11 protein-coding genes and 1 pseudogene are annotated in these 14,596 nt (G+C 53.9%); 11 read left to right on the top strand and 1 reads right to left on the bottom strand.

Features of this window, described 5'->3' with window-relative positions; translation table 11 throughout:
- From PEL01S_RS34935 to PEL01S_RS19115, 6 genes are all read left to right on the top strand, one after another.
- On the top strand, positions 1-233 hold a 233-nt coding region (locus PEL01S_RS34935), incomplete at its 5' end, for a hypothetical protein (protein ID WP_204343779.1).
- 95 nt (positions 234-328) lie between these two features.
- Positions 329-1,387: a substrate-binding domain-containing protein gene (locus PEL01S_RS19135; protein ID WP_127461434.1), complete on the top strand. Its 1,059-nt coding sequence runs from the start codon at positions 329-331 to the stop codon at positions 1,385-1,387.
- A 92-nt stretch (positions 1,388-1,479) separates the two neighbouring features.
- Positions 1,480-2,967, top strand: coding sequence for a sugar ABC transporter ATP-binding protein (locus tag PEL01S_RS19130; protein WP_127461433.1), 1,488 nt, complete (start codon positions 1,480-1,482; stop codon positions 2,965-2,967).
- Positions 2,964-3,968, top strand: coding sequence for an ABC transporter permease (locus tag PEL01S_RS19125; protein ID WP_127461432.1), 1,005 nt, complete (start codon positions 2,964-2,966; stop codon positions 3,966-3,968). Before PEL01S_RS19130 ends, PEL01S_RS19125 begins: the two co-directional genes overlap by 4 nt.
- A 62-nt stretch (positions 3,969-4,030) precedes the next feature.
- Positions 4,031-5,881: a cache domain-containing sensor histidine kinase gene (locus tag PEL01S_RS19120; RefSeq protein WP_127461431.1), complete on the top strand. Its 1,851-nt coding sequence runs from the start codon at positions 4,031-4,033 to the stop codon at positions 5,879-5,881.
- On the top strand, positions 5,856-7,457 hold the full coding sequence (locus tag PEL01S_RS19115; RefSeq protein WP_127461430.1) for a response regulator: 1,602 nt from the start codon (positions 5,856-5,858) through the stop codon (positions 7,455-7,457). Before PEL01S_RS19120 ends, PEL01S_RS19115 begins: the two co-directional genes overlap by 26 nt.
- 3 nt (positions 7,458-7,460) lie before the next feature.
- On the opposite strand, the gene PEL01S_RS19110 is transcribed toward PEL01S_RS19115, so the two are convergent.
- On the bottom strand, positions 7,461-7,925 hold the full coding sequence (locus PEL01S_RS19110; RefSeq protein ID WP_127461429.1) for a CcdC protein domain-containing protein: 465 nt from the start codon (positions 7,923-7,925) through the stop codon (positions 7,461-7,463).
- Between the two features lie 281 nt (positions 7,926-8,206).
- On the opposite strand from PEL01S_RS19110, the gene PEL01S_RS19105 reads away from it, so the two are divergent.
- The 5 genes and pseudogenes from PEL01S_RS19105 to PEL01S_RS19085 all read left to right on the top strand — a co-directional run bounded on the left by PEL01S_RS19105 (position 8,207) and on the right by PEL01S_RS19085 (position 14,578).
- Positions 8,207-8,752 carry a GNAT family N-acetyltransferase gene (locus PEL01S_RS19105; protein WP_127461428.1) on the top strand — a complete coding sequence of 182 codons (546 nt, stop codon included), beginning with the start codon at positions 8,207-8,209 and terminating at the stop codon, positions 8,750-8,752.
- 213 nt (positions 8,753-8,965) lie between these two features.
- Positions 8,966-10,345, top strand: coding sequence for an NAD-dependent malic enzyme (locus tag PEL01S_RS19100; protein WP_371860716.1), 1,380 nt, complete (start codon positions 8,966-8,968; stop codon positions 10,343-10,345).
- 179 nt (positions 10,346-10,524) lie between these two features.
- On the top strand, positions 10,525-10,971 hold the full coding sequence (locus tag PEL01S_RS19095; protein ID WP_127461426.1) for a MarR family winged helix-turn-helix transcriptional regulator: 447 nt from the start codon (positions 10,525-10,527) through the stop codon (positions 10,969-10,971).
- A 31-nt stretch (positions 10,972-11,002) separates the two neighbouring features.
- Entirely contained in the window at positions 11,003-12,766 is a 1,764-nt protein-coding gene (locus PEL01S_RS19090) for an ABC transporter ATP-binding protein (RefSeq protein WP_371860715.1), read from the top strand.
- Positions 12,732-14,578: pseudogene (locus PEL01S_RS19085) on the top strand (ABC transporter ATP-binding protein). The gene PEL01S_RS19090 and the pseudogene PEL01S_RS19085 overlap by 35 nt, the downstream one beginning before the upstream one ends.
- The last annotated feature ends 18 nt before the right edge of the window (positions 14,579-14,596 follow it).

Here is a 14,596-nt window from a genome sequence, read left to right as displayed (position 1 = left end):
CTCTTCCGGGGTTTTTTATGATAAATCATTTTGATAACGCACAAAATTTTACAAAATGTACGCGTGGTGGAGGGATAAGTAATGAAAACGGGCTATCTTACACTAGAATCCTCCCTTCGCCCATCTGCGCATTTGGTCACCATGCCGAAGGGCGAATCGCCAAAGAAACAAAAATAATACAACAAATAAAAAAACAGTCTTGTTGTTGGCTTTCTTCGTCCATTTTAGAATAAAAACAGAAGCCGGTTGGCCTTGAAAAAGCCGGTTTCGGTCCTACGGAACGCATCTCCGCAGGAACAAATCCACACTAAAGTCAGGGGTGCTGAATGTGAAAAGATTGAAAAAAGGCTTGGTTTCCATGGCATTGCTTACGTTGGCTCTCTCGTTAGCGGCTTGCGGGCAGACGCCGGCGGCGAGCGATTCCGGGAAAAAAGAAGAGAAAACCGCGGCCCAAAAAGAAGAGAAAAAAGCGAATCTCGTGGTCGCCGGCGTTGTCTTTCAGGAAGACCAGTTCATGAAATTGCTGTCGCTTGGCTATCAGGATGCGGCGAATGCGGCCGGCGTCAAAATTTTCACGGGAAATACCGGGAACGATCAGGGAAAAGAGACCGAGCTGATCAACACGTATATCGGGCAAAAGCTGGACGGGATCGCCATCGCGCCGCTCAATCAGGATTCTTCGGTGGCCGCGCTGAAACGGGCCGACGACAAGGGCGTGAAGGTTTCCGTCACGAACATTTCCTTGGCCAACGCGCCGTTCATCGTCGGCGGCTATACGTCGGACAATAAAAATATCGGCCAAGTGACCGGGAAAGAAGCGGTCCGCTTCATCCAGGAAAAGCTGGGAGGCAAAGCGAAAATAGCCGTGCTGCAATACAAGTCGCAGCTCCCGCAGCAAAGCACCGACCGGGTCAACGGCTTTTTGGAAGAAGTGAAAAAAGTAAACCCCGATGTGCAGGTCGTGGCCGATCAAGACGCATGGCTGCAGGATAAGGCCGTCTCCGTCGTCGGCGATATTTTGACGGCTCACCCGGACGTGAACGTCATCTGGGCGGCTAACGAGGGCGGCACGATCGGAGCGGCGATGGCGGTGAAGAATGCGGGCAAATCGGGCAAGGTGTATGTGTTCGGCACCGATGCGAGCTATCAGTTGATCGCGATGTTGAAGGAGAAAGACAATATTTTGCAGGCGATTGCGGGTCAAGATCCGTACAGCATGGGATATAAAGCGATGGAGCTGCTGATCAAGGGCTTGAAGGGCGAAGATGTAAGCGCGAACAAAGGGAAGACGACGAGCGTCGACGGGATTTTGCTGAGCCGATCCAATCCCGAAGGCCTCGCTAAGTTCGAAGCGGATTTGAATGCCAAAATGAGCAAGAGCAAGTGATATGACTATTCACCGCATCGGAAGACGGAGGGGCTGCTGTGGCGGCCCCGAAGGCCTATAGAAGCCCCAAAGGAGATTGCGAGGGAAAGCATATGAGCGTATTGGAAACCCGCAGCATTACGAAGCATTACCCCGGCACGGTCGCCTTGGATCAGGTGACGGTGTCGTTTGAGAGCGGCAAGGTGCACGCGCTGCTCGGCAAGAACGGGTCTGGCAAGTCGACCTTGCTCAAAATTTTTTCCGGCGCCGTCCAGCCGACACAAGGAGAAGTCGTGCTGGACGGAACCGCGCTGCGCTTTAAAGATCCCGGTGACGCCTTCGCCCAAGGCGTCGCCACCGTATACCAGGAGCTAAGTCTCGTCCCCGGCATGACGGTAGCGGAAAATATTTTCTTGGGCCGCCTGCCGATGAAAGGTCCGTTTATCGATTGGAAGAAAGCTTACGCAATGACCCGAGAGCTGCTGAACGAATACAACATCGATATCGCTGCGGACGAGCTGGTGGCGAATTTGAGCGTCGGTCAGGCGCAAATGATCGAGATTGTGAAGGCGCTGACGTTCAAGCCAAAGGTGCTTCAACTGGACGAGCCGACCTCGGCCTTGGCCAAAAACGAGATTGATTCGTTGTTTAACATGATCCGCGAGCTGAAGAAAAAAGACGTCATCATCATTTACGTCTCGCACCGGCTCCATGAGCTGTGGGAGATTGCGGATACGTGCACCGTTCTGCGCGAAGGGCATTTTATCGGCACGGCTCCGATGGCCGGTCTCACCCGGAAAGAGCTGATTCATATGATGTTCGGCGATGTGGAGATCCGGACGCGTCCGGATGACCTGCGCGTGACCGACGAGGTGGTGCTGGAGGTCCGAGGGCTGACGCGAAAAAACAAATTCCGCGATATCTCCTTCCAGCTGAAAAAAGGAGAAATTCTCGGCATCGCCGGCATGCTGGGCTCCGGGCGCACCGAGCTGCTAAAATCGATCTTCGGCGCCGACCCACTCGACAGCGGCGAAATTTATTGCTGCGGGCAGCGGATCGATTCGCCGACTCCCGCAAAGATGAAAAAAGCCGGCTTGGCCCTAACGCCGGAGGATCGAAAGCACGAGGGGCTGATTCAGCTCGCTTCGATCCGCGACAATCTATGTGTGGCGAGCCTTGACCGGATCGCGAAGGGCCCGATGATCCGCAAGAAAACGGAGGCCGAATTCGTGCGCCGTCAGATGGAAGAGCTGCAGATCAAAGCGGCCGACGTCGAGCATCCGGTGTCTTCGTTGTCCGGCGGCAACCAGCAGAAGGTCGTGGTCGGCAACTGGCTGAATACGGACCCGAAGATCATGTTTTTCGACGAGCCGACGCGCGGGATCGACGTGAACGCCAAGCAGCAAATTTTTCAGGTCATCTGGCAGCAGTCGCGCAAGGGCATATCGAGCATTATGGTGTCGTCCGAGCTGGAGGAGCTGCTTGAGGTGTGCCATCGGATTTTGATTCTGCGGGACGGGCGCATCGAAGGGGAATACGTCCCCGAGGAATTGAAGATCGACGAGCTGTACGCGTTAAGTATGGGAGGAGAAACCGCATGAAATCGACAACGCTGGAATTAAACAAAGGTTCCCGTATCGACATCCGTAAAAGCTTGAACAAATATGTGCTGGAACTTATTTTGCTTGTGATCGTGATTGCCATGGCCTTCGCATCCCCCGGTTTTCTGACGTCGGAGAACCTACTGAACATTTTGCGCAACATCGCGCTGCAGGGCTGTATCGCTTTTGGAATGACGATGGTCATTATAGCCGGGGAGATCGACTTGTCCATCGGTTCGACCGTCGCCTTGACGGGGGTCATCATCGGTCTTACGACGGGGTGGCTCAGCAGCTCGGGAATGATGCCGATGGAGCAGGCGGTCGTTGTCGGCATCGTGCTGTCTTTTGTCGTAGCGGGGCTGATCGGGCTGTTCAACGGATGGATTATGACCAGGTATAAAATGCCTTCCTTTATCGTCACGCTTGCGATGTTGAACGTCATTTACGGGCTGGCGGCGGTCGTCTCCAAAGGCTTCCCCGTGACGACGCTGCCATCGTGGTACAACGAGCTGGGCTCGGGCGAATTTTTGTCCGTTCCGATTCCGGCCATCCTGCTGCTGCTCGTCTTCGCCGTCGTGTATACCGTGATGAACTATACGAAATTCGGACGCTCGGTCTACGCCGTAGGCGGTAATCCGGAATCGGCAAGGCTGTCGGGGATTCATGTGTTGCGGGTGAAAATCATTTGCATGGTCGTGGTGCAGCTATGTTCGGCGCTCAGCGGCGTCCTCGTCTCCTCCCAAGTCATGTCCGGGTCTTTTTCCTTCGGGAAAGGTTGGGAAATGATGGCGATTTCCTCCGTCATTATCGGCGGTACCAGCTTGATGGGCGGGATCGGGAAAGTGCGGGGAACGTTTATCGGGCTCATTTTCCTCGGGGTGCTGATCAACGCCATGACGCTGCTCAACGTGAACGAATATGTGCAGTATATCGTGCGCGGGCTGCTGATTTTGGTCGCCGTACTTATTGCCTCGATTCAATACATGAAGAAAAAGGGGTAAGCGCAAACGGGATGACCACGGTATAATGTGGATACGAACGATGAATAAAGGACGAAGACACCATGGCCCTTCGAAATATGAGCTTTCGCTTGAAAATGTTCGTGATCATGTTTATCGTCATTCTCATTCCCATGATTCTGGTCAGCACGATTCTGTTCAAATGGTCGGAGCAGGCCATCACGGATCAGACCTCCAAGGTCGTCATCAGCAGCATCGAATTTGCCGTGACCAATATCGATTCCGCGCTGGAAAACGTGGCGGGCATGAGCAAGATGCTGCTGACCGAAAACCGGCTGATCGCCATCGCCAAGCGCGGAGAACCGCTGAAGCCGGAAGAGAAACACGAAAAATACAATGGCATCATGGATCTGCTGAGCTTTTTCATTACACGGATTAAAGTGATGAATATATTGGAGGGCATCGACTCGTTCTACTTGTATTTGGTGAAGCAAAACACGATCATGGACTCCAAGTCGACCTATTACGAGGACGTCAACGTGGACCATGTCGATTTTGTGCAGCAAGCGAAGAGCGGGCAATGGAAGGACCGTTGGTTCGTATCCGCTCCGGTCAATTACGATTCGTTGAACGGCATCGAAACGCGGCTCGAAACCGCGAAGCAGATCTCGTTCACGACGGCGTTGAGCGACGAGGACGGCCACGATATCGCGGTATTGGCGGCGAATGTCAACGAGAGCTTTATTAGCGATTATTATAAAAAAATTCAGCGCGGCATCCCCGGCGAGTTCGTGGTGCTTGACCAAAGCTCCACGGTTGTGGCGTGTCCGGACAACCGGCTCGTCGGCAGCAGGACCTCGGATTATACCAAAATGAACGACACGATCCAAAACATGAAAAGCAAGAGCGGCAGCTTCTTTATCACCGTGCAGGGCGAGGAGAAGTTTGCCGTTTATTCCGTTTCGGACTACACGAATTGGAGCTATGTGGTCGTGATTCCGGCTTCGGAGATTTTGGGGAAAGTCAATGAAATGCAAAAATTTATGCTGATCGTCATCTCGGTGACCGGAATTTTGATCTTCGGCATTACGCTGCTGCTGTCCCGTTTCTTTTACAAGCCTCTAGAGAAATTGGTCTTGGCGATGCAAAAAATCGAGAACCGCAGACTTGATTTCAAGATCAAGGATAACCGCGGGGACGAATACAAGCGGGTGTATCAAGGGTTCAACGATATGGTGGACGAGCTGAACGTCTTGATCCGGGATTTGGAGAACGAAAAAATTTTGAATCAGGAAGCGGAAATCAAGCTGCTGCAGGCACAGATCAACCCGCATTTTTTATACAACACGCTCGATTCGATCTACAGTATCGCCAGGATCAAAAAGGTGGACGAGATCTCGCAGATGGTTGCCGCGCTGTCCAAATTTTTCAGAATCAGCCTGAGCTCGGGCAAAGAGGTCGTGGCGTTGAAGGAAGCCGTGCAGCTCGTGATCAACTACTTGACGATCCTCAATATCCGGTATAAGGGCGCTATTACCTTTGAACTGGATATTCCCGAGGAGCTGTACGCCTGCCAGGTGCCAAAGCTGCTGCTGCAGCCCATTGTGGAAAATACCGTTTACCACGGGCTCGAACGGCGCAAGGGAGGAGGTCAACTGACGATCTCCGCCGTAACGCAATCGCATGCCTTGTTCCTGTATGTGGAGGACGACGGCATCGGTATCGAGCCTGCCGCTCTGGACAAGCTGCAAAGCATGCTTAGCGGGAACGGTCCGGGGGAATCGTCCAGCTTCGCGCTGCGCAACCTGAACCGGCAAATTCGCTTAAAATACGGAATGGCCTACGGCGTTACGCTGGAAAGCGTATACGGGCAAGGCACCCGTGTAACCGTCAAGCTGCCTGTCATTACGATGGAGAGGGGAGATTCGGATGTACCGTATGATCGTAGTCGATGACGAGGCATGGATTCGCGAGCGGCTCGTGCATACGATCGATTGGGGCAAATTGGGCATCGGCTTCCTGCATGAAGCGACCTGCGGCGAAGAAGCGTTGGCCCTCGCCGCAGAGGTGCAGCCGGATCTCATTCTGACCGATATCCGCATGCCCCGTATGGACGGGCTGGAATTGATCGAGCGGCTCAAGGAACAGCGGCTTGCCGCGAAAGTAGTCATTATCAGCGGCTTCAGCGATTTTGAGTACGCCAAAAAGGCGCTTTCCTTAGGCGCTTCCGATTATATTCTGAAGCCGGTGGAGGACGACGATCTGCTTGACGTGGTCGCGCGTTGCCTGGAGCAGATTGAGACGGACCGGCGAAAGGAAGCGTTGCTGAAAAAAGCCGACGATCAGGTCAACAAGCGGCTGCCTTTATTAAAGGAAATGCTTTTCTCGAAATTAATTATGGGCCACAAGCCAGACGAGCCAAAATTGCGCGAGGCGCTGAACGATTTCGGGTTGAAGAACAAGGGGCTCCGCCATGCTTGTTTAGTGCTTCAGGTGCCGGAGCCGGAAGCGTTTCCGCCGAAAAATAAGCCGGATGCGAATTTTACCCAGTTCGTGCTGCGCAATTTGCTGCAAGATTTTTTGCCGAACGTGTGCGAGAACGAGACCGTCTTCACCCATGCGGACGAGGTGGTGTGCATCGTTTCCTCATTCGAAGAGGAGGATGACGAGCTAGCCCGCGCCTGTCTGACGATGTTCGAAGATATCCGCAAAATCGTTCATAAAATTGTCGGCAGCACCGTCATCATCGGCTTAGGCGGAGCGGTCGGCGATCTGCTCGACATTCCCATATCCTACCGGCAGGCGAAGCAGATGCTGCTCCACGGCTATTTGGATACGGGCCGGAGCAAGGAGGCGAGGAGCGCGACCGGACCGCTTAAATCGGGGGGATACCGGCTTTACGATACGGAAGCGCTGATCAACCATATCCGGGTAGGGAACAAGGTCGCAGCCTTGGCGAGTCTGGATCAGATTGTGCGGGAAAACCGGAGCATTCGCCCGATCGACTTGAAGTTTATTTATATCGATATCGTTAATTCGCTCGTCAGGACCGCTGTGGAGGGTAACGGGGCGGCGAAAGACTTCTCGCAGTTCAGCCTGCATTTTTTCGAGCTGCTGCAGCAGTCGCAATCGCCGGACGAAATTCATGGGCTGCTCGGCGATACCATTACGAAAATCATTGACTTTCTGGAGCATTCGCAAAGCAAAAAAAGGCGCAAGGTGATCGAGAAAGCGTTGGAATATATGGAGCTTCATTACCCGGAGGAGCTGAATCTGAACGCGGTGGCCGAACGCTTTTACTTGAACGCCTCGTATTTCAGCAAAATTTTTAAAGAGGAGCTCGGCGTTTCGTATACGAAATATTTGATGGAGTTCAGGGTCAATAAAGCGGCGGAACTCATGAGTGACCCGACGCTGAAGATTTATGAAATCTCGCGCCGGGTCGGATATGAGGACGTGCAGTATTTTACCAAAATGTTCAAGTCCATCAAGGGGGTGACCCCGGGACAGTACCGGGAGAAGATCCGATGACGGCTAAGCCAATTTGAGCACATTGCGGAATTTGACGAAGCTTACGATTCTCCAGCAAGCCACATAACCGAAAGTGACCAAGTTGCACAAAAAGCCCAGCGTGCTCGGATCGATAACCTTAACCGTGCCAACAAACACGAACCGAAGCGCAAAGACGACGATCAAGATGACAAACACAATTTTATTGCGCTTAATAAACGCCGCCCCGTTCTCCCGGACTTCAAAATTCGTTGTCATAATAAGCGGAACGGAAATAACCAAACCGATGAGCAGCGCGATGAGAACTTGGCTTGACTGCAGATGCAGGTTCGGGTCCATTAATTGAAATAACGAGGTCGAGATGTATAAAATCGGCAGCAATAAGGAAATCCCCGGCTTCTTGATGGGGGTGCTCATGCCGCGGAATTGCCCGCGAATAATGAGAAGAAAGATTAATACGGAAATTCCGAGAGATACGGTTGCGTTCATGGTGATAACACTCCTTCGATCAATTTGTAAGTTAAGTATCTCTCATCGGGGAGTTGTCAAACAGTGAAAGAAGTAATCCGATCTTGGTGACGATTGTCATTTTCGTATTGTCTATCGAAACGTAATCGATTTTATGATGTTTTGGATTTTTGGAAATTATGATAGAATAGGTTAACTGAATATTTTACTTGCATGCATGTGCCTCGATATGGATTTTTCGATATCGGGGCTTTCTTCTTTTGCAGCGTCCTCATGAACAAACTTAAAGAATGGAGCCTATCATGCTAGCGAACCCACAAGAGTTTTACATCAACGGATTAAATTATACGATCAGATCCGCAATCGACAAAGACGCCGGACAATTGTCCGAAGTAAGACTGCAAATTGACGGAGAAACCGAAAATATGGACCGAGAGAGAGGGGAGGCGTACATCGATCCGGCAGGCTTCGAGCAGATCATTAAAACGGATACTGAGAAACCGAGGAACTTATTTTTAGTCGCCGCCGTTCAGGATCGGATCGTCGGGTTTTCAAGATGCGAAGGAGTGTACTTGAAACGATTCTCTCATAAAGTCGAATTCGGAGTATGTGTTTTGCAAGAGTTTTGGGGATATGGCATCGGGAAAAATCTTTTAAAAGAATCGATTTCTTGGGCTGACGCGAACGGCATTAAAAAAATGACCTTGAATGTCCTGGAAACCAACGACAAGGCTGTTGAGCTGTATAAAAAGCTTGGGTTTGAAGTCGAAGGCTTATTGAAAAACGACAAAATTCTTTCCGACGGCAACTATTATAACACCATTGTGATGGGAAGATGGTACGAGTGATCGGGATTTCATCCCGCTACCCGCTATGATTTGACAATCATACTCTTTACGAATAAGGTTGTATCATATATATTAATATTACACATTAATGAAAGCTTTTTCTCTCATATGTGATACAACATTAAAAATCGTCGATCCACTTGCAGGGGATATCAGGGAGGAGAATTTGTCATGGGAGTTCAAACGAGCGGGAGCTATACGATTATTTTGCGAATGGAGACGGAACCGAACGTTCCATTCATTCATATCGCGAATGCGATTCACGAAACCGGGGGCGAAATTGTCGCCGTCGATAACGTGAACCGGAGTAAAAATACGACGATCCGCGATATTACGGTAAACGTGTCCAATGCGGAAAATGAAGCTACCTTGATTAAAAATGTGACCAAAGTACCGGGAATTAAAATCATTAACTTTTCCGACCGCACCTTCTTGATGCACCTGGGCGGCAAGCTTGAGGTCCATTCGAAAGTGCCGATCAAAAATCGGGACGATCTCTCCCATGTATACACCCCCGGTGTAGCCCGCGTCTGTATGGCGCTGCACGAAGACCCTTCCAAGGCATATTCGCTTACGATCAAAAGAAATACGGTCGCGGTCGTCAGCGACGGGACGGCTGTCCTCGGGCTCGGAGATATCGGTCCGATCGCAGCCATGCCGGTGATGGAAGGAAAAGCGATGCTGTTCAAGGAAATGGCGGGCATCGATTCGTTTCCGATTTGTTTGGATACGAAGGATACGGAAGAAATTATCCGAATCGTGAAAGCCATTGCACCGGCGTTTGGCGGAATTAATTTGGAGGACATTTCCTCTCCGCGCTGCTTTGAAATCGAGGAGCGGTTGAAGCAGGAACTGGATATTCCTGTATTTCATGACGATCAGCATGGGACGGCCGTCGTCATGCTGGCGGGACTGATTAACGCATTGAAATTGGTCGGCAAAAAGCTGACGGATATTAAAGTCGTCTTCAGCGGGGTCGGCGCCGCCGGAGTAGCTTGCACCAAGATGCTGATGGCAGCCGGAGTGACGCATATCATCGGCGCTTCGCGGTCCGTCGGGATTATTCGCCGGGGTGAAGCGTACAGTAATCCCATGTTTCAGTGGTATGCCGAGCATACGAACCCGGACAACATTGCGGGTACCTTATCGGATGCGATGCAGGATGCGGATGTATTTATCGGCTTGTCCGGTCCGGGCGTGATCGGCGTCGAGGATTTGAAAAAAATGTCCAAAGACCCGATCGTCTTTGCCATGGCCAATCCGACGCCGGAAATTCTACCGGAAATTGCGGAGCCGTACGTTCGCGTGATGGCAACCGGAAGGTCGGATTACCCGAACCAGTTAAACAACGTGCTGTGCTTCCCCGGCATTTTCAGAGGGGCGCTCGATTGCCAGGCGACGACGATTAACGAGGAAATGAAGCTTGCCGCCGCTTACGCGATCGCCTCCACCGTGGAGGACGACGAATTGAACGAGCAGTATATCATTCCGAGCGTCTTTAACAGCCGGGTCGTGGAAGCGGTTAGAAAAAAAGTAACCCAAGCCGCAGTGGAAACCGGCGTGGCCCGCAAAATTCCGCACGAGTTTGCTTAAATTCTGGCCGGTACGGACTTGAAAGCGTACTAGCTATCCTTTTTAAAAGCAAATCAGCTCCGCTTCTCCGGAAGCGGGGCTGTTTGTGTTCCTGAAAGTTTCTAAGCCCCATTGACAGCCGCTCCAAAATCCCCTAACCTAAATTTATTTAGCCGACAAACTAAAAGGAGGACTTCCCAATGTCGCATGACGATTCGCTGACCCGCCTAATGCGGCATGTGCTCAAGCTTCATCGGCACAGCGTCGATCTGATGATTCAGAAATACGACGTCTTTCCCGGACAGCCTCCGCTGCTTATGCGGTTGTCGGAGCGGGACGGCCAGAGCCAGAAGGAGCTGGCGGACAGCATGCTCATCAAGCCGCCTACGTTAACCGTGATGATCAACCGAATGGAGAAGACGGGGCTCCTTGAACGGAAGCCGGACCCGGCCGATCAGCGCGTGTCCCGCGTCTACTTGACCGGGAAAGGACGGCAAGCCGCCGCCGGCGTTCAGGAAGCGCTGCAGGTATTGGAGGCGGAATGCTTCGAGCATTTCAGCCCGGAGGAAAAGATGCTGTTCCGCCGGCTGCTGCTGCAGGTTCGCGATAATTTGGAGACGTTTCAACAGAATTTCAAGGACGAATAGTTAGCCGACAAACAAACGGAGGATAATGAATGTGTGGAAGCTTAGAACCTACTTGAAGCCATACCTATGGGCTGCGCTGCTTGCCCCCCTGTTTATGGTGCTGGAGGTGTGCATGGATCTGCTGCAGCCGAGGCTGATGGCTAGCGTCATCAACGAAGGCGTCGTGCGCAGCTACCTGGGGCACATTTGGCATACGGGCCTGCTGATGATCGGCGCTGCGCTTGTCGGACTGCTCGGTGGTATGGGCTGCACGGTTTTTTCCAGCCGTGCGGCGCTCGGCTTTGGGGCGGATTTGCGTCTCAGCCTGTTTCAAAAAGTACAGACCTTTTCGTTCGACAACTTGGATCGGTTGACGACGGGATCGCTTGTAACCCGGCTGACGGGGGATGTTATGCAGGTGCAGAACCAGATCCAGATCCTACTGCGCGCCATGGTTCGCAGCGCGGCGCTGGCGGTCGGCAGCATCGCAATGATGATCGCGCTCAGTCCTCGCCTCTCGCTGATGCTGCTTGCGGTGGTGCCGCTCCTGATGATCATTTTATATACGCTGATCCGGCTGTCGGTTCCGTTGTTCGGCCGGGTGCAGGAAAAGCTGGATGGGCTGAACACGGTGCTTCAGGAGAACCTCAAGGGCATTCGCGTGGTAAAAGCGTTCGTCCGCTCCGCCGTTGAGCGCGAGCGCTACGGGAAGGCGAACCGGGAGCACCTGGAAGTCGCCCTGAAAGCGGCTCGGACGGTTGCCGCCAATATGCCGCTGATGATGCTGGTGCTGAACGCAGGCATCGTGGCCGTGCTCTGGTACGGAGGCGCGCAGACGTGGGAAGGGACAATGCCGGTGGGTGACCTGATCGCATACCTTAGCTATATGTCGCAGCTCCTATTTTCCCTGCTGTCCGTCGGCATGCTGCTAATTTCGTTCTCCCGGGCCAAAGCGTCTGCGGACCGCATCTGCGAAGTGCTGGAGACGCAGCCGGGCATCGCGGAAGCCAAGCAGGCCAACGCCGGCGCCATCGGGGGAGGGCATGTGAGGTTCGACCGGGTATCGTTCTCGTACGATCCCGGGAAGACCGACTTTGTGCTGAAAGACGTCAGCTTTGCCGTCGAGCCGGGGCAGACGGTCGGCATTCTCGGTGCCACCGGCTCAGGCAAATCGTCTTTGGTCGGCCTAATCCCAAGGCTGTTCGATGCGACGGAGGGTCGGGTATTGATCGACGGAACCGATGTAAGAGACATCGATTCCAAACATTTACGCAGTCAAGTCGGCATCGTGCTGCAGCAGGCGATCTTGTTCAGCGGCACGATTCGCGACAACATCCGCTACGGGCGGCCGGACGCTTCGCAGGAGGAAGTCGAGGCGGCGGCCCGGTCGGCGCAGGCTCATGAATTCATCGCACGGATGCCGGACGGCTACGATACGGAGCTGGGGCAGCGGGGTGTCAATCTGTCGGGCGGCCAAAAGCAGCGTCTATCCATCGCGCGGGCACTGCTGCTCCGGCCCAAAATTCTTATTCTCGACGACAGTACGAGCGCCGTCGATCTGGTGACGGAAGCCCGTATCCGCGAGTCTTTGGAGGCTTTGATGAGCGAAACGACCTGCATCGTCATCGCCCAGCGTATTGCATCGGTGACGGAGGCGGATCTGATCCTCGTGCTGGAGGACGGCGTGATTGCCGCCCGGGGCACGCATCGGGAGCTGCTGCAGAGCAGCGCGATTTACCGCGATATTTACCGTTCCCAGCACGGAAAGGAGGCGAGCGTCCGTGACACCTCAAGCTCAACCCTCATCCCGTCCTGACGGAAAAAAAACGGCGGATCTTCCGACGGCAGCGTTCGGATTCGGACGCCGGGGTGAACCGGTGCCCAAGGTCAGGGCCAAAAACACCCGGGCTGCCATTCGGCGGCTGTGGGGGTATCTGAAACGGCAGCGGGCCGCGTTGGCCGGCGTCATCGCGCTTGTGCTGCTCGGGCTCGCGCTGTCGCTCGCGGGACCGTATTTGATCGGGACGGCGATCGACCGCTATATTGCGCTTCGCGAACCGAACGGCCTGCTGCAGCTGTGCGTTCTTCTGCTGGCCTCTACATCGGCGGCAGCGTTGTTTCGTGGCTGCAGACGTACGTCATGTCCGGCATCGCCGGACGAACGGTGTGGGAGCTGCGGCGCGACCTGTTTGCCCATATGCAGGAGCTTCCGGTGCGCTTTTTCGACAAAACGTCGCACGGGGAGCTGATGAGCCGCACGACGAACGACATCGACAACGTCTCGAACACGCTGAACCAAAGCTTGCTTCAGCTCATCACAAGCGTCGTTACGCTGATCGGCTCGCTGACGATGATGCTCCTGCTGAACGGATGGCTGACGCTGGTCGCGCTTGTGATCATTCCGCTCGTGACCGGGTTCGCCCGGCAAATCGGCAAGCGCACCAAAAGCCAATTCAAGGAACAGCAGCGCCATCTCGGCGCGCTGAACGGCTTCATCGAAGAGACGATATCCGGGCAGAAGGTCGTCAAAATCTACAACCGCGAGGAGCTGGCAGCGCAGCAGTTTCAAGAGATAAACGCCAAGCTGCGGCAGGCGGGGACGAGGGCGCAAATTTTTTCCGGCATGATGGGCCCGTTCATGAACCTGCTAAACCATACGAGTTTCATTTTGCTGGCGGTGGCCGGAGGCTGGATGGCGTACAACGGCTGGACGACGATCGGAGTCATCGTCAGCTTCCTGAATTACTCCAAGCAGTTCAGCGGCCCGGTCAACGAGCTGGCGAACCAGTACAATATGATTCAATCCGGTGTGGCCGGAGTGGAACGGGTGTTTGAAATTTTGGATACCGACACGGAATTCGGCAATGAGGGCAGCCGGAAGCCGCAGGAAGCCATCCGCGGAGAAGTCGAGTTCGACCGGGTGACGTTTGGCTACGGCGATACGCCGGTTCTCCGGGAAGTATCGTTCGCTGCTCAGCCGGGGCAAGTGGTCGCCTTGGTCGGTCCGACCGGATCAGGCAAGACGACGATCATCAATCTGCTTACCCGCTTTTACGAGATTTCCGAAGGGACAATTCGGATCGACGGGAAAGATATCCGGGAGTGGGACAAAAGCAGCCTCAGAAGCCGTCTCGGCATGGTGCTGCAGGACGCGCACCTGTTCTCCGGCACGATTCGCGACAACATCCGGTATGGGCGGCTGGATGCGACGGAGGAGGAGCTTCGGTCGGCGGCCAAGCTGGCGAACGCGGACGGCTTCATCCGCAAGCTGCCTCAAGGGTACGATACGCCGCTCTCGGCGGAAGGCGGCAATCTCAGCCACGGGCAGCGGCAGCTGCTTACGATTGCCAGGGCGATTCTTTCCGATCCGTCCATTCTCATATTGGACGAAGCGACCAGCAGCGTCGATACGCGCACGGAGATGCACATTCAGGAAGCGATGAAGGCGCTCATGCAAGGGCGGACAAGCTTCGTCATCGCCCACCGGCTCAGCACGATTCAGGAGGCCGATCTGATTCTCGTCGTGCGCGGAGGCGAGATCGTCGAGCGGGGCACGCACGAGCAGCTTTTGGCGCTGCGGGGGCTGTATGCCGAGATGCATGCCAATCCGTCGGCCGACGCCGGTTAAGCGAACAGATCGCAAGTT

The organism is Paenibacillus elgii NBRC 100335 (assembly GCF_004000865.1).
GTDB classification, from domain to species: Bacteria; Bacillota; Bacilli; order Paenibacillales; family NBRC-103111; genus Paenibacillus_G; species Paenibacillus_G elgii.
Note: the sequence above shows the minus strand (reverse complement) of the source record. Positions and strands in the feature narration are given on the sequence as shown.

Excerpts from the sequence above, each read along its gene's own strand:
- PEL01S_RS19130 (WP_127461433.1), top strand. The coding sequence starts at position 1,480 with ATGAGCGTATTGGAAACCCGCAGCATTACGAAGCATTACCCCGGCACG.
- PEL01S_RS19125 (WP_127461432.1), top strand. The coding sequence starts at position 2,964 with ATGAAATCGACAACGCTGGAATTAAACAAAGGTTCCCGTATCGACATC.
- PEL01S_RS19120 (WP_127461431.1), top strand. The coding sequence starts at position 4,031 with ATGGCCCTTCGAAATATGAGCTTTCGCTTGAAAATGTTCGTGATCATG.
- PEL01S_RS19115 (WP_127461430.1), top strand. The coding sequence starts at position 5,856 with ATGTACCGTATGATCGTAGTCGATGACGAGGCATGGATTCGCGAGCGG.
- PEL01S_RS19110 (WP_127461429.1), bottom strand. The coding sequence starts at position 7,925 with ATGAACGCAACCGTATCTCTCGGAATTTCCGTATTAATCTTTCTTCTC.
- PEL01S_RS19105 (WP_127461428.1), top strand. The coding sequence starts at position 8,207 with ATGCTAGCGAACCCACAAGAGTTTTACATCAACGGATTAAATTATACG.
- PEL01S_RS19100 (WP_371860716.1), top strand. The coding sequence starts at position 8,966 with ATGGAGACGGAACCGAACGTTCCATTCATTCATATCGCGAATGCGATT.
- PEL01S_RS19095 (WP_127461426.1), top strand. The coding sequence starts at position 10,525 with ATGTCGCATGACGATTCGCTGACCCGCCTAATGCGGCATGTGCTCAAG.